The sequence below is a fragment of the Bacillus sp. JK106 genome (assembly GCF_053663355.1).
In genome coordinates this window covers 479,058-498,714 of sequence record NZ_JBSJQC010000001.1, presented here as the reverse complement: position 1 = coordinate 498,714, position 19,657 = coordinate 479,058, and the positions used below count along the sequence as shown (strand labels likewise).

The following is a 19,657-nucleotide window of genomic DNA, read 5'->3' as shown; positions in this document are numbered from 1 at the left end:
TTTTTTACGGAAGCCGGATGCCGCCCGCATATTTGTCCTTCCAATAAGCGCTTGTGTTCATATTTGTTATGGTAACGCCTGCGGACACGGTGACATGAATCACTTGTCCGTTCCCGATATAAATGGCCGGATTCAGAGTTTCCGCTTTAAAGAAGACCAAATCGCCGGGCTTCAGATCTTGTTTATCGACCGGAACGCCCGCCTGCATCTGCTTGTCGGCATAACGCGGCAGGCTGATTCCTTTCGCTTTTTGATAGATGTATTGAACAAATCCCGCCGTATCAAAGCCGGTTTCCGGTGAAACGCCGCCTTTCAGATAAGAAATTCCGATATGATCGGCCGCTGTGGACACAACGGGATTGTCTTTAGAAATGGCTAAATTGCTGAATCGGCGCACCCCTGTGAAATGTTTTTTCCAATAATCTTCCGCCAAGTAAGAAATGGTGACTTTTTCGGAGCGGCTTGCTTGGATGAACCTTCCCTCTCCCGCATAAATGCCCGCATGGGAAATTCCTTTTTTATACGTATCGCTGAAATAAATCACGTCCCCGGGCTTTATGTCGCTCAGCTTGATTTTCTCACCGACCAGCCACTGCTGTTCCGCAGATCTCGGCAGGTAAATGTGAAGCTTGTTTTCAAAAACATATTGGACCAGACCCGAACAGTCGAATCCCGCCTCGGGCGTGCTTCCGCCGAATACATACGGAATGTCGAGGTAACGGGCTGCCTCCTGAACGATCGGATCATCAGCCAGTTCCGGATCTTTTGTCATCCGCTTTGCGCCAAGATATAAATTCATCCAATAACTGCTTTTTTGAAAGCGTGTGACGGTTACGCCTTCTGACGGAGAACTGTGTATCATCTCTCCGTTTCCGATATACAGACCGTCATGTACGGGCGCGTTTTGTGTTGAATCCGACTTTTTGAAAAACACAAGATCTCCCGGTAAAAGGTCATTTTCTTTGACGGCGGCTCCGACTTTCCATTGATCACTGACCGTTCTCGGCAGATGGATGTTCTGCCTGCTGAAAAGATAATGCATCAATCCGGACGGATCAAAACCGTCCTCAGGCTCTTCGCCTCCGTAAACATATTTATTTCCGACAAGTTTTTGCGCGTCTGAAACGATCAGGACAGAAACTTGAGAATCAGCTTCGGCAATTTCCGTTCTCGTTACTGCAGGTGCCACAAGACAAATCATAAGGCCGGCAAGGATGTACTTCCTCCAGCTTGTGAGCATGTTTTCTATTCACTCTCCTCATTTTTAGTAGTTTTTACATCGGTAACTTTTAACAAATGTTTAGGAGAGCACACACAAAAAAGAATGCCCGATATGGGCATTCTTTACTGGATTCGGAACAAACAATATGCCGGCAAGCGGAATCATGCGCTTATTTTGCGCCCGCTGTGCCCTCTTGCTGAATTTTTTGCATTTCCGTGTCAATTTTTTGTTTTTCCTGATCTGTGAGCTGATCATTGTATTTAAACGCAGACATAAACATAAATACCATAATGATCGCGGCAAACGGCCATCCCGCTTTAATGATTTTCATTTGTTTTTCACTCCGCTTTCTTTTTTAAGATATCGCTGTGATCCACATCAAACGTTAATTTTCCATCCTTGACGCTCCACTTGAAATTCGATTCTTTCGTCAGTTCACGTACGATCGTTTTATGATTGATGCTGCCTTTTTTAACCGGTGCAGGCGTTGCTTCATGAATGTTCATCGGCGTGACTTCAAAGCGTCCCGTGCCGTTTTTCTGCAGATGATATTGAACAAGCGCCGTGTCTCTCGTTCTGGTCCACCCCTGGTCGAATACGAAGTTGCCCAGGCTGTAGAAAATAACGGTGCCGTGGTACATTTCGATCGGTTCCAGCACGTGCGGATGGTGTCCGACGATAATATCCGCTCCGGCATCTGACATTGCTCTTGCCAATTGGCGCTGTCTGTCATTCGGATCATTATCGTATTCCTGTCCCCAGTGTGTTTGAACAATGACAAGATCGGCTTTCTTTTTGGCTTTAGAAATCATCGGAATAAACAGCTCTGGATCGGCCGGAAGCACACCCGGCGCATTTCGTTTAGCTGCAAAGCCTTTTCCGGAAACATCGGTGAATCCCAGTGTTGCGATTTTGATTCCGTTTACATCTTGATAAGAAATGTTCTGCTCGGCTTCCTTCAGCGTGAGGCCCGCTCCGACAAGTTCAAGATTTTGCTTTGAAAACTCTTCAACCGTATCCCGCATTCCTTGAGGGCCGTAATCCATCGCATGGTTGTTGGCTGCCGTGAGAACGGTGAAATTCATGTCCTTCAATACTTTTACGGCATCTTTGTTTGACTGAAGGTGGATATTTTTTTCTGCTTCTTTGTAGTTCTTTTTATATGTAACCGGGTTTTCAAAGTTCCCCGACACATAGTCGGATGCTTCGAAGAATGGCTTTGCGTAACGGAAGACACTCTCCGTGCCTTTATGCTTTGTCACTTTCTCGACATTCCGGCCCATCATAATATCTCCGACGAATGAAGCTGATACAAGGTCATCGGCATTTCTTTTCACACTCGGCGTTTCCGCCTTCCCTGTCAGGATGCAGACGAACATCAGGCAAAAGACGATCGGCAGCGCGATAAAAACGTGAAGATTGGTCTTCTTTTTCTGCTGTTTGGTCAGCTTCAGCAGTTTTTCTTGAAAGCTTAATTGTTTTTTCATCGTTTGACACACCTTACATTAGATTAAGTAGTAAGCAAACATAATGGCAAAAGTTGCGCCGCTTAAGAACAGCGTGCTGGCGAATGTAATCGTTAATCCCTGTTTCTGAATGGTATTGGCGATCAGACCCGGTACGATGATACCGATTCCGCGGAATTCTGATATCTCAAACGGTACGATCGGGTAAAGAAAATCAAGGGCGATTTTTAAGCAGATTCCCGTTATCAGCATAGCTGCGAATTTTCTGCGTCCGTACAAAATCATAAATCTGGATAAACCGTATTTGACGATCACGTATGTAAGAAGACTCACTAACAATACGAGTAAAATAAAGACCGGCTGGTTAAAAACGAGCCCTAAATAACCCGGCACGACTAAACCGGCAGGTACGATACCTGTTTTTTCCGCGAAAATTAAACTGATTAACACGCCTAAAATAAGTGAAATGTATAAATCTGATCCGAACATTTATCCTTTTCCTCCTAGCTAACGAGCTGTTTCACCTTATACTCTTGGATTTTTTCAATTAATGGTTCCGCTGAACCGTGGATATTGCCGACGCCATATATGACACGGTTTTGCATTCTTGTTTTCAGCACGTCCATGATTTCGTCTGTTGATTTATATTCCAGATCGTGCAGTGTATCGGCAGGAATCTTGCCTTCTTCATAAGCTCTGACGATCGGTTCTGTCGTTTCGCCGATGAGTATGAGTTCCTTCGTTTTAATGTACGGAAGCACGTCGTTTGCGAACTGAATCGTTCTGTCCACACGGTCGGCGCGGCAGTTCATGATGACGATCGGTTCATCTGTCGGGTAGCCGATTTCCTTTACACGTTTCCATATATTTAAAGTAGAAGATGCATCATTTGCGGCAAAGCCGTTTACGAAATGACCGGGCTCCTTCGTGCTGAGCAGCGGCAGGATTCTCATGGCGCCAGGATCAGGCGGCGCGTTCAGCATTCCTTTAAACGCCGTTTCTTCATCTATCCCAAGAGCCTGGGCAACGCCGAGCGCCAGGGAAGCGTTATCAGGAAAGACCATATATTCAAATTTTCGAAGGTATTCATCTGTAATTTTAGAGTTATCCGCAATAATGACCTCGGTATTCCGCTCTGCGGCTTTTTCTTTAAAGAAGTCTGTGTATTCACTGTCTGTAATGACAAGGTGACCGTTATACGGTATCGTCGCGGTAAAAGCTTCAGCTATTTCATCAAGCGTCGGCCCCATGACATCCATATGGTCTTCAAGCACATTCACGATGACGCCGATGTTGGCTTGAAGGAGTTCTTCCTGAAAGATAATCTGATAATCCGGGTTTACCGCCATACATTCACTGACAATGGCATTGGCGCCCCGTTCTACGGTTTCCTTCATTACTTCTTTTTGCTCGCCGATATTCGGGCCCTGCGGTTTCCGTTTGATCGGTTTCTCCTCAGGTGTATCCCAATAGATCATCCTTGCATCTGTTCCCGTCGTTTTTCCGACTGTTTTGTAGCCCGCCTCCATCAGTATTCCGGTCGTCAGCCTCGTTACGGTTGACTTTCCGCGGATACCATTAATATTGACGCGTACTGGCAGAGCATCGATATTCTTCTGATGCCGCCTTTTTTCAATGATTCCGATGATTAGTACGGCAGCACAGGCTATAATGAGTAACCACATTGATTTTTGACATCTCCTTCTGTATTGATAAATTCATTCATCAGTATATAGCTTCACTATGAATTCTCAATCGGCATTATGTAACATAATCTTCCCGCTTTCACTGAGCCAAACTTCTCTATTAGTGACGCTATTCTTCCTATGATCGAATTGCTTTTTTTGGGAATAGGCAGGACTTCAACCTTACTTCAATTTTTCAAAAGAAAAATGAATGCGTTTACATTTCCGCACAGAAATTCATTTGGACCAATGGGACTATACACGTTCCGGAAGAAAAAGATGTAATGATAATCCATCTTTTACAGCCTGTTATATCAGCGTTTTCCGCACTGCGCATACGTTTCGGGACTCTATGTCCGCTGTGTGCAGACTGCCTGTTTTGTTAAGGATAAGGTCTTAAAGTCATTCATTTTTCCCCCGTATCCTGCTTTCAGTCCCATTCCAAAATAACTAGCGGAATGACTGGTACGTGACAGAAAAAGACGGGTCCGGAGTGTTTACAAGAAATACACATTTTATATGCGGAAAGCCTATCTCCTTTTAAAGCATTTACAGGACATTTATCACTCTTTTGAAATAATTTTAATAAATCTTTATATTCGTTCAAGAAAAGTTCATCCATAATTGTGAAGTTCATGGAAAAAAGCAAGCAGTATCAAGAAATTCCTTTAATTTATAAAATGCATAAAAAAGGAATACCCGCTGAAAACTACAGATAACCGGGAAAGGAGGCGGTCTGATGTCTGCGGATAAACAAAACAAACGGATTCCCGGCGATTTTGAATCGGCTGTACGGAAAATGCAGGAGCTGATGTGTGTTTGCGGCGATTTTAAAATACGAAGGATCAAACTGCAGGACCGTCATACCGCTTTCTTTTATATTGAACAAATGATAGAAGAACAGAAGCTGAATGAGTTTCTGTTAAGCGACACCCTGCAGAACGGTCCGCTTGAGGAAACGATGAATGCCGTCAGCAGTGCGGAAACGGATGAAACCAGAAAACTCATTGACGGGATTTTGGCAGGCCAGGTTGTTTTTCTCAGCGATGCGTCAAGGAAAGCGAAGCTGTTTTCCGTCGGGCAGAATCCGCTGCGTTCCATTATGGAACCCGAATCTGAAAGTATCGTCCGCGGCGCCCATGACGGGTTTGTGGAAAGTTTGGAAACGAACATTCATCAGCTGCGGTTTCACATACAGGACCGCCATCTCTCCGTTCATTATATGGATATCGGGGAAAGAGCCAAATCAAAGGTTGCGGTTATCTTTGTTGAGAATATCGCCAATCCGGAGATTGTGGAGGAAGTGAAGCGGCGCCTGTCATACCTGCGTATAGACAGCGTGCTTGCGCCCGGGATTATCGAGGAATCAATAGAAGATAATTCGTTTTCCATTTTTCCGCAGATCGTTCATACGGAACGGCCGGATAAAGCAAAAGCATGCGTGATGGAAGGCTGTGTGCTGATCATGATGGATGGGAGCCCGTCGGCCTTGATTGCCCCGATCACGTTCTTTTCTTTTTTTCAATCGCCGGATGACTACAGCACGAGGTGGATTTCCGCCAGTTTTTTGAGAGTGCTGAGATTTTCCGCCTTTATGATCGCGATTACGCTGCCCGCTTTTTATATCGCGCTGATTGCGTTTCATTTTGAAGTCATTCCCAACGATCTGATTATCACTATGAAAAATTCGATAGTTGATATTCCCTTCCCTCCGCTGATAGAAGCCATGATTATGGAGATTACCATTGAACTGATCCGCGAAGCCGGTATCAGGCTGCCGAAACCGATCAGTCAGACGATCGGCATTGTCGGCGGTCTCGTGATCGGTGACGCGGTCGTTCAGGCGGGACTCATTTCTAATATGATGATTATCGTCGTAGCCGTTACGGCTGTTTCTTCTTTTGTGCTTCCTTCATATGAAATGAGCACGTCCATTCGAACGCTCAGATTTCCGCTTATGTTTCTGGCATCCTCGTTCGGTTTTATCGGCATCGGACTCGGCTTCGGACTTATTCTGATGAACCTGTGCAAGCTTGAATCCCTCGGCGTTCCGTATTTATCATCTCTGACGCCGTTTCATTTCAGTGACTTGAAGGATGCATTTATCCGGCTGCCGGCTTGGTTTATTAAAAGAAGGCCTTTTTATTTGAGACCGCAAGACTCAAAGCAGATGAAACATGTTCGGGGGTGGAGAAAAGATGAAGCCTAAAAAAATAAGCCGGCTTCAAGGCGTGTTTTTCATTAATCAGACGCAGATCAGCATCGGCATTTTGGCGCTGCCCCATTTACTGATGATGAAATCGGGAAGCAGCGGGTGGATTTCCATTCTGCTTACCGGATTGCTCGTCCAGCTTACATTCAGCCTGTATATGATATTATTCCACCGGTTTCCGAAGCTGAACCTGTACGAAATGCTGGAAGAGGTGTTCGGAACACTTGCCGGCAAAGGGGTGCAGGTGCTGTATATTTTATATTTCGCGTTTCTCTGCACGCTCATTCTTTCTGTATTTACACGGATATTGGATATCTGGGTGCTCCCTCAGACTCCGAATTGGGTGATCAGCCTAATGCTGATCCTCGGTTCTGTCTATATCGCCCAAGCTCCGCTGAATGCGATCGCGAGGTTCAGCTTTATTTTAACGCCGTTTTTGCTGCTGATCTCTCTGCCGCTTTTATACACGCTGGGAAAAGCCGATTTCACATACATTATGCCGATTTTTCACGGAACCGCAAAAGACATGCTGACCGGGGTGCAGCAAACACTTGTCAGCATTACCGGCTTTCAGGCGGCGCTTGTGATCGGGCCCCTAATCAACTGCACCGTCAGCCAGCGCTACAAAATACTGACGATTTCAAACGGCTTGATTATCCTTTATTACCTGTATATCACCCTTACTTGCTTTGTCACCATCAGCCCCGAAGAAATAAAAATGATCCCGGAGCCTGTGCTGTACCTGTTAAAAACCGTTTCATTCAGAATTATCGAACGGACGGATCTGCTCTTTTTGACGTTTTGGTTCGTGACCGTCTTTTCAACGCTGGCCAACGTGTTTTACTTGGCAAGCACCGGCATCGCCAAGCTGTTCAATCAAAAAGATCACAGCCGGTTTGTTTATCCGCTGGCCCTGCTCGTCTTCCTTCTGTCTATTTGGGCCACAAGCACAGATAAAACGATACAGCAGCTGGATCAGTTTTTCCGCATTTCCGATATTGTGTTTGTGTATTTGTTTCCGTTGTTTATGGTATTGATTGTCCTTGTACGCAAAAAGGGTGTCCGCCATGCGCATTAAAAAAGCGGTTCTTATCAGTCTCATGTGCGCAAGCCTGACACTTGCCGGCTGCTGGGATCAAAATTTGCTGAAAGATATTTCTCTCGTGCTGACCGCAAGCCTTGATGTTGATCATGACGGTAAAAATAAAATCGGCATTACCTATCGGAAGGTTCAGTCCTCCCAGGCGGAACAGGAAACGGGCGGCTCATTCATTACGACGGTGCTCAGCGCTTCCGGGCACACCATCCGTGAAGCGCGGTTTCAATTGGATAAGCTTGTCGACCAGCGCATCGACACCTCCAAGCAAAGAGTCTTATTAATCGGTGAGAAAATGGCGGAAAAACCGCTTTTTCCTTATCTCGATGTCTTTTACAGAGATCCGAAAAGTCCGCTTCTCGCTCATCCGGCGGTTGTAAAAGACGGTGAGGCGATTGAAGTGCTGAAGCTGATCGTCCGGCAGAAATTGATCGTCAGCAAGTATTTAACGAATTTATTAACAAGCGCTAATGCGGAATCAAATATCAGCATGGAAAATTTGCAATCCATCCGTTCAAGCATGCTGACGGCTGATAAGGATTTCGCCCTTCCTTATTTATCGATTAACGGACAGACGATAAAGGTAGAGGGTTCTGCCCTGTTCAGCGGCCAGCGGAAAGTGACTGAGGTGCTCGGTCAGGATTCGACCCTCCTGACCCTTTTAAGCGGGCAATTTAATAAATCGGCTAATATTAATCTGAAGCTGTGGGACAAATACAAAATGGATATTGAAAATTATCTTTCTCTCGGCATCACGGATGCCACGCGAAAGATTGTATTTATAGATACAGATCCGCAGCATATAAAAGTGAAAATCCGTTTAAAGCTGAACGCACGCGTCTTGGAATATCCGAAGGACAAACTGAATTCTTATACGGCAATCGACCAAATGAACAAACAAGCATCAGCAAATTTGAACAGCCAGGCCAGATCGGTGATCAGCCATATTCAGGAGCACAACTCGGATATCCTCGGCATCGGCCGGAAATATCAAACCCATTATTATGAGCGGGGCAAGCGGCTCAATTGGCGTGAGGTCTATCCTTCCATCGAGATAATCCCTGATATCAAAGTGAATATCTCGCAAATCGGCATCGTGAACTAAAAGAGACCCCGGTCTCTTTTTTTGTTGCCAACCGAAATGATTCGTGGTACTCTTTTTGTGTAAACGGTTACATAAATGAAGGGGGAGTGTTTGTTGGCAACGATTAAAGATGTCGCAGGCGCTGCCGGCGTCTCTGTTGCCACGGTCTCGCGTGTCCTCAATGACAACGGCTACGTCCATGAAGATACACGAACGAAGGTCATGCTTGCCATGGAGAAGCTGAATTATTATCCGAATGAAGTTGCCCGCTCTCTTTATAAAAGAGAATCCAGACTGGTCGGGCTTTTGCTTCCGGATATTACGAACCCCTTTTTCCCGCAGCTTGCCCGCGGCGCTGAAGACGAGCTGCAGCGGGAAGGATACCGGCTGATCATCGGCAACAGCGATGAAGAATTGGAAAAAGAACTCGACTACCTGCAAACATTTAAACAAAATCAAGTTGCCGGTATTTTGGCGGCCACCCATTACCCCGACCTTCCCGAATACAGCGGCAGCCTTTACCCGGTCGTATTTCTGGACCGGACAAAAGAAGGCGCCCCATCCGTATTCAGTGACGGGCGGGCAGGCGGAAAACGGGCGGCTGAGGAAATGCTTCGCGGCAAAAGCACAAGCATCACGCTTGTCAAAGGCCCAGGCCACCTTCCGACCGCTCAGGAACGTTTTAACGGCGCACTTGATGTGCTGCAAAAAGCGGGCGCGCAGTTCAATGTCATCTCCGCCGCTTCATTTTCTATCAAGGATGCCGCCGTTTTAGCAGAAAAATTGTTTGCAGCATACCCCGAAACCGACGGAGTCATTGCCAGCAACGATATTGCGGCGGCTGCCGTCCTCCATGAGGCGCTGCGGCTCGGCAAAAAAGTTCCGGAGGAGATTCAGATCATCGGATACGACGATATTCCGCAGAGCAGGCTTTTGTTTCCGCCGCTTTCAACCATCCGCCAGCCTGCATATGAGATGGGAAAACAAGCGGCAAACCTGCTGCTGCAATTGATAAAGAAAGAGCCGCCGAAAGAGACGGCCATTCAAATGCCCGTGACTTATATAAGAAGACAAACGACGAGAAAGGATGATCACCATGAGTGAAATTTGTGTTATCGGAAGCTGTTCTATGGATCTGGTCGTCACATCCGAACGGCGTCCGAAAGCCGGGGAAACCGTACTGGGCACAGACTTTCAAACCGTGCCCGGGGGAAAAGGCGCAAACCAGGCTGTAGCCGCTTCCCGCCTTGGCGCGAACGTATATATGGTAGGAAAAGCTGGAAGTGACAGCTACGGAAAAGCGATTATTGAAAACCTGAAGGCAAACGGTGTCAATACGGACTATATGGAAACGGTTACACACAAAAAAAGCGGAACGGCTCATATTGTGCTCGCAGAAGGAGACAACAGCATCGTCGTCGTAAAAGGCGCAAACGATGACATCTCCCCCGATTATGCCAAAAGTGCGCTGGCAAAACTTCCCGGCATTGATATCGTGCTGATCCAGCAGGAGATTCCTGAAGAAACCGTTGAAGAAGTGTGCAGCTACTGCCGCGCGCAGCAAATTCCGGTTATCCTGAATCCCGCGCCGGCCCGGCCGCTGAAACAATCGACAATTGAGAATGCCGCATATCTTACGCCGAACGAACATGAAGCATCCATTTTATTTCCTGACCGGACGAAAGAAGAAGCGCTCGCCGGCTATCCCGGCAAACTGTTCATTACCGAAGGAAAACAAGGCGTACGCTACTCAGACGGCACCGCGGAACGGCTTGTTCCCGGCTTCCCTGCAGAAGCGGTCGACACGACGGGAGCCGGCGATACCTTTAATGCGGCACTTGCCGTCGCACTCGCGGAAGGACGGGACATCGAGCAAGCGCTCCTGTTTGCCAACCGCGCCGCCTCCCTGTCCGTGCAGCACTTCGGCGCCCAAGGCGGGATGCCGGCCAGAAAAGAAGTTGAGGAGCTGCTGTCATGAAAAAACACGGAATGTTAAACAGCCACATTGCCAAAGTATTAGCCGATCTCGGGCATACAGACCTCATCGCAATCGCCGATGCGGGTCTCCCCGTCCCTGACGGCGTCCCTAAAATTGATTTGTCTTTAACGGCGGGCGTTCCCGCCTTTCGGGATGTGACCAGCCTGGTAGCTGGGGAGATGGCAGTCGAAAAGGTGATAGCCGCTTCCGAGATCAAAGACGAAAATCCTGAGAATGCAAGTTTCATAGAAAGCCATTTCTCAGCGCAGACGATCGAGTACATGCCCCACACGGAATTCAAACGGCTCACACAGAAAGCAAAAGCCGTCATCCGAACGGGTGAAATGACACCATACGCCAACTGCATCCTGCAGGCGGGTGTGATTTTCTAGAAAGAAGGGATCCAGCATGCACATCGGCATGACAGACATTCATAAAGCATTCGGCAAAAACCAAGTGCTCTCCGGCGTCTCATTTGAGCTTCTGCCGGGAGAAATCCACGCTTTAATGGGAGAAAACGGAGCGGGCAAATCGACGTTAATGAATCTGCTCACCGGGCTCTACCGGCTCGACAAGGGAAACATTACGATAAACGGAACAAATATGAGCTTCTCCAATCCAAAGGAAGCCGAAAAGCACGGAATCGCCTTTATCCATCAGGAACTGAATATATGGCCGGACATGACGGTGCTTGAAAACCTTTTTATCGGCAAAGAGCTGACGACGGCGTTCGGCGTTTTGGAAACGAAGAAAATGAAAGCGCTAGCAAAATCACAGCTTGAAAAACTGGGAGTCTCTCTTCCTCTTGACCGGGAAGCCGGACAATGTTCCGTCGGCCAGCAGCAGATGATTGAGATTACCAAAGCGCTGATGACAAACGCCGAAGTCATTATTATGGACGAACCGACCGCGGCGCTGACCGAACGGGAAATCAGCAAACTGTTTGACGTGATGACGGCGTTAAAGCGGGACGGCGTATCCATTGTCTATATTTCGCACCGAATGGAAGAGATATTTTCGATTTGCGACCGGATCACCATTATGCGGGACGGCCTCACTGTCGATACGGCGCATATGAAAGATACTCATTTTGATGAAGTGGTCAAAAAAATGGTCGGGCGGGAGCTGACCGATCGGTATCCGACCCGCACGCCGTCACTCGGCGATAAGGTTCTCGAAGTGAAAAACGCCTCAAAAAAAGGAAGCTTTTCACAGATCAGTTTCCATGTGAGCGCCGGAGAAATCCTCGGCGTTTCCGGCTTAATGGGTGCCGGACGGACAGAAATCATGAGAGCGCTGTTCGGAATTGACCGGCTCGATTCCGGAGAGATCTGGATTTCCGGCCGAAAAACCGGCATTCGGGGTCCGTACGATGCCATCCGCAAGGGACTCGGCCTGATTACGGAGAACCGCAAAGATGAAGGGCTGCTGCTGGATACGTCCATTCGTGAAAATATCTCATTGCCGAACCTGACCAGCTTCTCTCCGAAAGGCATCATTGACCGAAAACGCGAGGCGGAGTTCGTTGAGCTGCTCATCAAGCGTCTGACCATTAAGACTGCATCTCCGGAAACCGCCGCCCGGCATTTATCAGGAGGAAATCAGCAAAAAGTCGTCATCGCCAAATGGATCGGAATCGGCCCGAAAGTCCTCATCCTTGATGAACCGACAAGAGGCGTCGACGTAGGCGCGAAAAGGGAAATCTATTCATTAATGAATGAACTGACCGATCGCGGAGTCGCCATCATCATGGTGTCTTCCGAGCTGCCGGAAATTCTCGGTATGAGTGACAGAATCATCGTCGTCCACGAAGGGCGCATCAGCGGAGAAATCAATACGGCAGACGCAACACAAGAACACATCATGACACTTGCCACGGGAGGGCAGCAGTATGAAAACTGAACCAATGACATCAACTGAACAAAAGCGATTTTCCATTCACACCTTCACGCAAAAACTCGGTCCGTTTCTCGGCTTACTGATTCTTGTGCTGATCGTTTCCGTTTTAAACCCGAGTTTTCTTGAACCCCTCAATATTCTCAATCTTCTTCGGCAGGTTGCGATTAACGCTCTGATTGCATTCGGAATGACGTTTGTCATTTTAACGGGAGGCATTGATCTCTCTGTCGGAGCCATCCTCGCCTTATCGAGCGCATTGGTCGCAGGTATGATGGTATCAGGCATCGACCCGATCTTAGCCGTCATCATCGGCTGCGTGATCGGCGCCGTACTCGGCATGATAAACGGATTATTAATCACAAAAGGAAAAATGGCACCGTTCATCGCCACTTTGGCGACAATGACCGTCTTTCGCGGACTGACCCTCGTCTATACGGACGGAAATCCGATTACGGGGCTCGGTACAAATTACGCATTTCAATTATTCGGGCGCGGTTATTTTCTCGGCATCCCCGTACCTGCCATTACGATGCTGATTGCATTTGCGGCCCTGTGGGTTCTTCTGCACAAAACACCGTTCGGCCGCCGGACATACGCCATCGGCGGCAATGAGAAAGCGGCGCTGATATCGGGAATCAAAGTGCCCCGCATCAAGATCATGATCTATTCTCTGACAGGTTTATTATCGGCGCTGGCGGGAGCGATTCTGACATCACGCTTAAATTCCGCACAGCCGACGGCCGGGGAATCATACGAGCTGGACGCCATCGCAGCGGTCGTTCTCGGCGGAACGAGCCTGTCCGGCGGTCGAGGGCGCATCATCGGTACGCTGATCGGGGTTTTGATTATCGGTACACTGAACAACGGCTTGAACCTTCTCGGCGTATCATCTTTTTATCAGCTCGTCGTCAAAGGAATCGTCATTTTAATCGCGGTGCTGCTGGACCGCAAAAAATCGGCATAGTAGGAGGACCATTATGAAGAAAGCCATCATCACGATCGCGGCATTATCACTGTTTTTGCTGTCCGCCTGTTCACTTGAACCGCCGCAATGGGCAAAACCGTCAAACACAAAACATAAAACAGAATTCACTATCGGGCTCTCCGTCTCCACATTAAACAATCCATTCTTCGTTTCATTAAAAGAAGGCGTTGTAAAGGAAGCCAAAAAACGGGGCATGAAGGTCATTATTGTCGATGCCCAAAATGATTCATCTAAACAGTCAAATGACGTAGAAGATTTGATCCAGCAGGGAGTCGATGCGCTGCTGATCAATCCGACCGATTCATCAGCGATTTCAACAGCCGTCGAATCGGCAAATTCCCTCGGCATTCCCGTCATTGCGCTGGATCGTTCAGCCGAACACGGCAAAGTCGAAACGCTTGTCGCCTCTGACAATGTCAAAGGAGGAGAAATGGCGGCTGACTACCTCGCCGATCAGCTCGGAAAAGGCGCCAAAGTGGCTGAATTGCAAGGGGTGCCGGGCGCATCCGCGACACGGGAACGCGGAACGGGCTTTCATCATATTGCCGACAAAAAGCTGGATGTCGTAACGAAGCAAGCGGCAGATTTTGACCGCACAAAAGGATTGACCGTCATGGAAAACCTGCTGCAGGGACATCCGGATATCAAAGCCGTGTTCGCCCATAATGATGAAATGGCACTCGGGGCACTCGAAGCGATTAACAGCTCAGGCAAACACATTTTGGTCGTCGGTTTCGACGGAAATAAAGATGCGATTTCTTCCATTAATAATGGGAAGCTGACAGCCACGGTCGCCCAGCAGCCGGAGCTGATCGGAAAACTGGCGGCCGAAGCGGCGGAGCAGGTGCTCAAAGGAGAAAAAGTCAAAAAAACCATTTCCGCTCCATTGAAACTTCAAACACAAAAATAACCGGCCGATGTTTAGACTTCCGGTAAAACGTGAAAGGATGAAGTAAAAGGAGAGATACAGATGAAGAAAACAGCCAAAGCGGCATCCATTCTGACCCTTGCAGCGGGAATATCAGCGGCTTCAGCTGCCGGAATAACGCCTCTTCCGGAGACACACGCGCAAGAAGCGGTCAAAATTGACGATCTGTACAGCTACCCGCTTGACTCTTATCTCGTTTCCGCGGAAGCATTGAACGTCAGAACAAAAGCATCAGCAGCCAGTCCGAGAGCTGATACCCTTCATTTAGGCGACAGCTTAAAGATCATTTCATTCCAGAACGCTGACTGGGCAAAAGTACATTATAAAAACGGAAAAACAGGATTTGTATCTACTCATTATATTGTTAAAGAAGCAACAACCGTAAAAACGACGGCAAAAACAAAAGTATATACAGACAAACAAGCGGTCAAAGCTTCCCTTGCCAAAAACACGAGCGTTTCTTTCCTCGGATGGAAAAAGACAGCCGGCGGCGGCATTGATTTCGGCTGGGCGCTTGTCGATTACGGGGGCGCAACGGGATATATCAGCACAAAAGATCTGCAAAAACTGACATAATATCAAAACGGATTTCGCAAATTCAGCGCGAAATCCGTTTTTTCTTTCTTGAGCAGTCAGAAACGTCTAAGGTTCGAAATATTTCTCAGGAAATATTGTCGGATGAAGATGAATGTATACGACTCTAAAATGGCTTCTTTATGTAATCCGCCAGGCGTTTGGCATTGTCACGGATAGCCGCAGCATCGGCGCTGCTTACCCCGTACATCGCGAAAGCCGGCAAATAGGTCATTCCCGTAAAATTAGCCATTGCCTGAAACGGCCTTAAGAGCTCGCTCAGTGAAAAATGGTTAGACCCGCCTGCCTGATATGCATCCTCCCCGGCACCTACAGAAACAGCCAGCAGCAATTCTTTGCCGTGCAGCGCCTTTCCTTTGGAACCGTAAGCCCAGCCATACGCCAGCACATGATCCATCCATGTTTTTAAAAGCGGAGGCGCACTGTACCAGTACAGCGGGAATTGAAATACGATCCGGTCATACTGTTCACACAGCTGCCGTTCCTTTTCCCCATCTATTTTCCCGTCCGGATATTCTTTATAAAGCTCACGGACCGTGATGTCATCATGATTTTTTAATTCTTCTGTCCACGCCTTATTGACCGCTGAGTTGTCCATGTCAGGATGAACCGCTAATACCAATACTTTCACAGCTACCACACCTTTCCCTTTTGACTGTATTTTACCTAATCTTTGCCGGTTCAGCCAAATAAAAAGAAAGCCCCCGAGAAAAATGAGGCTTTCTTTTTTATTTTATTCCGGGCTTCCTTCGGTTGTTTCGATATCCTTCGCAAAATTCGGATTATCTAAATTTGCGTTGAAAAAGTCCGCCGTATTCGGAAGCTTGAGGTTCATATTCATTTTTTGAGAAATGGTCACTTTACAATCTTTAATGACATAGTCAAACACGTGTCCCCCGGAATTGCGTCCTTCATCAATGAAGTGCAGGTGATATCCGGAAACAGCGATGCCGTTTGCGTAACCCGGCGTCCAGAAGCCGGCGATTGTACCCTGAATGTCGTCAAAGTTGAACACAGGCTGTGTTTTCACCGCTTCGATCATCGGAACGTACGGTTTCTCCTGGCGTTCTACCGTTCTTGTCTGCACCTTTTTAAATACGCCGTCTAAACGGATCGCATAAAATAAGTTTTTACTAGGCAGAAGGCTGGCGATTTCCTGCTCGAATTCTTCACGGGTCATTTCGCCGTCGATCGTATGCGTCATGTCCGGCGTGAAAAATGTGAATGAGCAGAATGGTGACAGGTCTCCGCCTTTAACAGGGGTAGCCGTTCCGTCGCCGCGCAGACGGTAAAATTCGCCGTCAAATCCGATTAATTCGCCGTCCAGTTTGTTGAACGTGCCGATTCCGAAATCACCGAACTTCGGAATGTCAGCCATATCAAAATCTCCGTCATATACTCCGTCCAGCAAAGATGTCATGGTGGATACTTGATAGATCTGATCCTCAGGTGAGCCTTTTTCTCCGCGGCTCATCATATGGATGTCGCTTGCGTTTTTCATATTCCCTTCACTCCTTTTAAATTGGGCTGTTTTAGAAAACAGGTCATGGTGCGCAGAGTGCTAGAGAGCTTTTGCTTTCATTTTTTCTTTGAATTGCTTCGGAAGCATGTCGCTTGATAAATGGACATTGTCACTGTAATCGACAGGAATGTCAATGATGACAGGGCCTTCTGTGTTCAAGCCTTTTTGCAGCACGTCTGCCAGCTGTTCCGGTGACTCAACGCGCAAGCCGGTGGCGCCGAAGCTTTCTGCATATTTTACGATATCAATGTTTCCGAAATCTACGCATGATGTACGGTTATATTTTTTCATTTGCTGGAATGCGACCATATCATATGTGCTGTCATTCCATACAAGGTGAACGATCGGCGCTTTTAAGCGGACTGCCGTTTCCAATTCCATTGCAGAGAACAAGAATCCTCCGTCTCCTGAAACGGATACGACTTTTTCACCCGGATTCACCAATGTGGCGGCAATCGCCCAAGGAAGCGCTACGCCCAATGTCTGCATGCCGTTGCTGATCAACAGCTTCAGCGGCTCATAAGCGCGGAAGTAGCGGGACATCCAGATCGCGTGAGAACCGATATCGCAAGTGACGGTTACGTCGTCATCAATTGCATTGCGCAGTTCTTGGACGATTTGCAGAGGATGCACTCTGTCGGATTTATGGTCGCTTGGCGCCTTCTCGCTGTCTGAGAGCATCTGTTTTAATTCGCTCAGCACTTCTTTTTCACGGCTGCCCATATCAAATGTCACAGCGTCGTGTTCAATTTGTTTAACCGTAGCGGGGATATCGCCTAATAATTCTAATTCCGGCTGATAGGCATGATCGATATCGGCCTGAATTTCGTCAAGATGGATAATAGCACGGTCACCGTTTACGTTCCAGAACTTCGGATCGTATTCAATCGGATCATAACCGATCGTTAATACGACATCCGCCTGTTCAAGCAGAAGATCGCCCGGCTGGTTGCGGAACAGTCCGATCCGGCCGAAATATTGGTCTTCCAGCTCTCTGGACAATGTGCCGGCCCCTTGGTACGTTTCTACGAAAGGCAGTTTTGTTTTGGCAAGCAGTTTGCGGATTTGTTTTACCGCTTCCGGTCTTCCGCCTTTCATGCCGACTAACAGAACGGGAAGTTTCGCCGTCTGGATTTTCGCGATAGCCGCGCTGACCGCTTCTTCCGGTGCAGGGCCTTGTTTCGGCGCCGGCACGCTGCGTACGTTTTTCACATTTGTGATTTCATTCACAACATCCTGCGGAAAGCTCACAAAAGCCGCGCCTGCCTGACCTGCTGACGCTGCCCTGAAGGCGTTTGTTACCGCTTCTGGTATATTCCCTGTTTCCTGTACTTCTACACTGTATTTTGTAATCGGCTGAAATAGCGCCGCATTGTCCAATGATTGGTGTGTCCGTTTTAACCGGTCTGCGCGAATTACGTTACCCGCCAGCGCCACTACCGGATCACCTTCTGTATTAGCCGTTAACAAGCCGGTCGCCAAGTTGGATGCCCCCGGGCCTGAAGTAACGAGACAAACGCCTGGTTTTCCAGTCAGTCTTCCGACAGCCGCAGCCATAAATGCAGCGTTCTGTTCGTGACGGCATAAAACCAGTTCAGGTCCTTTATCTTTTAACGCATCAAATACTGCATCAATTTTTGCACCCGGAATGCCAAAAACATGTGTGACACCTTGCTCCACTAAGCAATCAACAACAAGCTCCGCCCCCCGATTTTTTTCAGAGGTTTTTAGTTCATTTGTTGCTTTTGCCAACACCCTCACTCCTTATTATGCATATTAAATATAAAATTTTAAGTAATTTGTGATATTATTCACTATACACTCTTTGGAAATTGACCTCCAATATCAATTCGCCGTATGATTAATATGTTTCACGAATAATTAACAAAGAGAAAGGAATGGATAAGGATGGAGCTTCGCCATCTTCAATACTTTATTGCCGTTGCCGAAGAACTTCATTTCGGCAAAGCTGCGCTTCGGTTAAATATGACACAGCCGCCTCTCAGCCAGCAGATCAAACAGCTTGAGAAGGAAGTCGGCGTGACCTTATTAAAGCGCACGAAACGGGTTGTAGAGCTTTCAGCTGCCGGAGAAAGTTTTTTAAAACACAGCCGAAACGCGATCGAAGAAATAGACAAAGCGATTGAAATGGCGCAGAGAACGGCGCGGGGAGAGCTCGGCCGCCTTGTCGTCGGTTTTGTCGGCTCGGCCACATATGAATTTCTGCCGCCGATCATTCGGGAATTCCGCGAAAAATTCCCCTCCGTCAAGCTTGATCTGCGTGAAATTTCTTCTTTCAGACAGCAGGAAGAACTTCTGAAGGGGAACATTGATATCGGCATCCTTCATCCGCCTTTACAGCATTCCGCGTTACATATGGAAAAGGTGCAGAGCAGTCCGTGCATTCTGGCTTTGCCGAAGCAGCACCCGCTTACCGCTAAACAGACAATCGACATTCAGGATTTAAAAAATGAACCGATTATCACACTGTCGAAAGAAACATGGCCGACTTTATACCTAGAGTTTGTAAACTACTGCGAGCAGGCGGGCTTCAAACCGAAAATCGTTCAGGAAGCGACGGAGTATCAAATGGTGATCGGATTGGTTAGTGCCGGTATCGGTGTAACCTTCGTGCCTTCTTCTGCTAAAAAGCTGTTTAATCTCGAAGTCGCCTACCGCGGCATTAATCAGGCGCAGCTCACTGCCGAATGGGTCATTGCCTACCGCAAGGATAATCAAAATCCGATTCTGAAACATTTTCTGGATATTATGAATAAACGCCAGGCTTTATTGCAGGCGGATAAGGAAAATGCATAAAAAAGAGGGCCGCCGAAAGCAGCCTCTTTTTTTGTGCTTTTATGGATTTTTACTAAATTGGTAGAAACGCTCAGTACACCTTACGACCTGTACCCGTATACATACAGTACAACTGATCAGGAGGGATAAAAATAAGGGGGCGGCAATGACCCATCTAAAAGGAGGCAGA

The 19,657-nt window shown here is 47.6% G+C and carries 19 protein-coding genes; 11 read left to right on the top strand and 8 right to left on the bottom strand.

The features are described 5' to 3' along the window. Positions 1 to 4 precede the first annotated feature (4 nt). From ACWJJS_RS02625 to pgsB, 5 genes are all read right to left on the bottom strand, one after another. A complete protein-coding gene (locus tag ACWJJS_RS02625; protein WP_369614448.1) occupies positions 5 to 1,240 on the bottom strand; it encodes a C40 family peptidase in 1,236 nt (411 codons plus the stop codon). A 151-nt stretch (positions 1,241 to 1,391) separates the two neighbouring features. Next, positions 1,392 to 1,553: a hypothetical protein gene (locus tag ACWJJS_RS02620; RefSeq protein ID WP_454023286.1), complete on the bottom strand. Its 162-nt coding sequence runs from the start codon at positions 1,551 to 1,553 to the stop codon at positions 1,392 to 1,394. Between the two features lie 7 nt (positions 1,554 to 1,560). Then, positions 1,561 to 2,709, bottom strand: coding sequence for a CapA family protein (locus tag ACWJJS_RS02615; protein ID WP_017418784.1), 1,149 nt, complete (start codon positions 2,707 to 2,709; stop codon positions 1,561 to 1,563). An 18-nt stretch (positions 2,710 to 2,727) separates the two neighbouring features. Continuing rightward, positions 2,728 to 3,177: a poly-gamma-glutamate biosynthesis protein PgsC gene (gene pgsC / locus ACWJJS_RS02610; RefSeq protein WP_003151340.1), complete on the bottom strand. Its 450-nt coding sequence runs from the start codon at positions 3,175 to 3,177 to the stop codon at positions 2,728 to 2,730. A gap of 14 nt (positions 3,178 to 3,191) precedes the next feature. Next, positions 3,192 to 4,373 carry a poly-gamma-glutamate synthase PgsB gene (gene pgsB / locus ACWJJS_RS02605; protein WP_003151337.1) on the bottom strand — a complete coding sequence of 394 codons (1,182 nt, stop codon included), beginning with the start codon at positions 4,371 to 4,373 and terminating at the stop codon, positions 3,192 to 3,194. A gap of 739 nt (positions 4,374 to 5,112) precedes the next feature. Between pgsB and ACWJJS_RS02600 the strand changes: the two genes are divergently transcribed. From ACWJJS_RS02600 to ACWJJS_RS02555, 10 genes are all read left to right on the top strand, one after another. Next, the gene (locus tag ACWJJS_RS02600) at positions 5,113 to 6,582 is read left to right on the top strand and encodes a spore germination protein (RefSeq protein WP_172615027.1); all 1,470 of its coding nucleotides are present in this window, start codon (positions 5,113 to 5,115) and stop codon (positions 6,580 to 6,582) included. Continuing rightward, entirely contained in the window at positions 6,572 to 7,663 is a 1,092-nt protein-coding gene (locus ACWJJS_RS02595; protein WP_454023285.1) for a GerAB/ArcD/ProY family transporter, read from the top strand. The genes ACWJJS_RS02600 and ACWJJS_RS02595 overlap by 11 nt, the downstream gene beginning before the upstream one ends. Beyond that, complete coding sequence (locus ACWJJS_RS02590; RefSeq protein WP_014305952.1) at positions 7,653 to 8,786, top strand: Ger(x)C family spore germination protein; 1,134 nt, start codon at positions 7,653 to 7,655, stop codon at positions 8,784 to 8,786. Before ACWJJS_RS02595 ends, ACWJJS_RS02590 begins: the two co-directional genes overlap by 11 nt. 93 nt (positions 8,787 to 8,879) lie before the next feature. Next, the gene (locus ACWJJS_RS02585; RefSeq protein WP_060673944.1) at positions 8,880 to 9,869 is read left to right on the top strand and encodes a LacI family DNA-binding transcriptional regulator; all 990 of its coding nucleotides are present in this window, start codon (positions 8,880 to 8,882) and stop codon (positions 9,867 to 9,869) included. Next, the gene (rbsK, locus tag ACWJJS_RS02580; RefSeq protein WP_060673941.1) at positions 9,862 to 10,743 is read left to right on the top strand and encodes a ribokinase; all 882 of its coding nucleotides are present in this window, start codon (positions 9,862 to 9,864) and stop codon (positions 10,741 to 10,743) included. The genes ACWJJS_RS02585 and rbsK overlap by 8 nt, the downstream gene beginning before the upstream one ends. Further along, positions 10,740 to 11,135, top strand: coding sequence for a D-ribose pyranase (gene rbsD, locus ACWJJS_RS02575; protein ID WP_003151329.1), 396 nt, complete (start codon positions 10,740 to 10,742; stop codon positions 11,133 to 11,135). Before rbsK ends, rbsD begins: the two co-directional genes overlap by 4 nt. A 16-nt stretch (positions 11,136 to 11,151) precedes the next feature. Then, positions 11,152 to 12,645 (top strand): sugar ABC transporter ATP-binding protein, encoded by a 1,494-nt coding sequence (locus tag ACWJJS_RS02570; protein ID WP_060673939.1) that lies wholly within the window; start codon positions 11,152 to 11,154, stop codon positions 12,643 to 12,645. Continuing rightward, complete coding sequence (gene rbsC, locus ACWJJS_RS02565) at positions 12,635 to 13,606, top strand: ribose ABC transporter permease RbsC (RefSeq protein ID WP_003151325.1); 972 nt, start codon at positions 12,635 to 12,637, stop codon at positions 13,604 to 13,606. The genes ACWJJS_RS02570 and rbsC overlap by 11 nt, the downstream gene beginning before the upstream one ends. A gap of 13 nt (positions 13,607 to 13,619) precedes the next feature. Next, positions 13,620 to 14,537, top strand: coding sequence for a ribose ABC transporter substrate-binding protein RbsB (gene rbsB / locus ACWJJS_RS02560; RefSeq protein ID WP_060673935.1), 918 nt, complete (start codon positions 13,620 to 13,622; stop codon positions 14,535 to 14,537). Between the two features lie 60 nt (positions 14,538 to 14,597). Continuing rightward, positions 14,598 to 15,131 (top strand): SH3 domain-containing protein, encoded by a 534-nt coding sequence (locus tag ACWJJS_RS02555; RefSeq protein WP_003151321.1) that lies wholly within the window; start codon positions 14,598 to 14,600, stop codon positions 15,129 to 15,131. A gap of 124 nt (positions 15,132 to 15,255) precedes the next feature. Here ACWJJS_RS02555 and ACWJJS_RS02550 read toward each other — a convergent pair whose 3' ends face one another. From ACWJJS_RS02550 to alsS, 3 genes are all read right to left on the bottom strand, one after another. Then, a complete protein-coding gene (locus tag ACWJJS_RS02550; protein WP_003151320.1) occupies positions 15,256 to 15,780 on the bottom strand; it encodes an NAD(P)H-dependent oxidoreductase in 525 nt (174 codons plus the stop codon). A 102-nt stretch (positions 15,781 to 15,882) separates the two neighbouring features. Continuing rightward, entirely contained in the window at positions 15,883 to 16,650 is a 768-nt protein-coding gene (gene budA, locus ACWJJS_RS02545) for an acetolactate decarboxylase (RefSeq protein ID WP_003151318.1), read from the bottom strand. Between the two features lie 60 nt (positions 16,651 to 16,710). Beyond that, positions 16,711 to 18,423 carry an acetolactate synthase AlsS gene (gene alsS / locus ACWJJS_RS02540; RefSeq protein WP_003151317.1) on the bottom strand — a complete coding sequence of 571 codons (1,713 nt, stop codon included), beginning with the start codon at positions 18,421 to 18,423 and terminating at the stop codon, positions 16,711 to 16,713. A 156-nt stretch (positions 18,424 to 18,579) separates the two neighbouring features. Between alsS and alsR the strand changes: the two genes are divergently transcribed. Continuing rightward, positions 18,580 to 19,488 carry an acetoin biosynthesis transcriptional regulator AlsR gene (gene alsR / locus ACWJJS_RS02535; protein WP_003151316.1) on the top strand — a complete coding sequence of 303 codons (909 nt, stop codon included), beginning with the start codon at positions 18,580 to 18,582 and terminating at the stop codon, positions 19,486 to 19,488. Positions 19,489 to 19,657: the final 169 nt, after the last annotated feature.

What these genes read in the sequence shown, in the direction of transcription:
- ACWJJS_RS02625 (WP_369614448.1), bottom strand. Translation starts at nt 1,240, where the DNA reads ATGCTCACAAGCTGGAGGAAGTACATCCTTGCCGGCCTTATGATTTGT.
- ACWJJS_RS02620 (WP_454023286.1), bottom strand. Translation starts at nt 1,553, where the DNA reads ATGAAAATCATTAAAGCGGGATGGCCGTTTGCCGCGATCATTATGGTA.
- alsR (WP_003151316.1), top strand. Translation starts at nt 18,580, where the DNA reads ATGGAGCTTCGCCATCTTCAATACTTTATTGCCGTTGCCGAAGAACTT.
- rbsB (WP_060673935.1), top strand. Translation starts at nt 13,620, where the DNA reads ATGAAGAAAGCCATCATCACGATCGCGGCATTATCACTGTTTTTGCTG.
- pgsB (WP_003151337.1), bottom strand. Translation starts at nt 4,373, where the DNA reads ATGTGGTTACTCATTATAGCCTGTGCTGCCGTACTAATCATCGGAATC.
- budA (WP_003151318.1), bottom strand. Translation starts at nt 16,650, where the DNA reads ATGAAAAACGCAAGCGACATCCATATGATGAGCCGCGGAGAAAAAGGC.
- rbsK (WP_060673941.1), top strand. Translation starts at nt 9,862, where the DNA reads ATGAGTGAAATTTGTGTTATCGGAAGCTGTTCTATGGATCTGGTCGTC.
- ACWJJS_RS02600 (WP_172615027.1), top strand. Translation starts at nt 5,113, where the DNA reads ATGTCTGCGGATAAACAAAACAAACGGATTCCCGGCGATTTTGAATCG.
- ACWJJS_RS02570 (WP_060673939.1), top strand. Translation starts at nt 11,152, where the DNA reads ATGCACATCGGCATGACAGACATTCATAAAGCATTCGGCAAAAACCAA.
- ACWJJS_RS02615 (WP_017418784.1), bottom strand. Translation starts at nt 2,709, where the DNA reads ATGAAAAAACAATTAAGCTTTCAAGAAAAACTGCTGAAGCTGACCAAA.
- ACWJJS_RS02590 (WP_014305952.1), top strand. Translation starts at nt 7,653, where the DNA reads ATGCGCATTAAAAAAGCGGTTCTTATCAGTCTCATGTGCGCAAGCCTG.
- ACWJJS_RS02555 (WP_003151321.1), top strand. Translation starts at nt 14,598, where the DNA reads ATGAAGAAAACAGCCAAAGCGGCATCCATTCTGACCCTTGCAGCGGGA.
- rbsC (WP_003151325.1), top strand. Translation starts at nt 12,635, where the DNA reads ATGAAAACTGAACCAATGACATCAACTGAACAAAAGCGATTTTCCATT.
- pgsC (WP_003151340.1), bottom strand. Translation starts at nt 3,177, where the DNA reads ATGTTCGGATCAGATTTATACATTTCACTTATTTTAGGCGTGTTAATC.
- rbsD (WP_003151329.1), top strand. Translation starts at nt 10,740, where the DNA reads ATGAAAAAACACGGAATGTTAAACAGCCACATTGCCAAAGTATTAGCC.
- ACWJJS_RS02595 (WP_454023285.1), top strand. Translation starts at nt 6,572, where the DNA reads ATGAAGCCTAAAAAAATAAGCCGGCTTCAAGGCGTGTTTTTCATTAAT.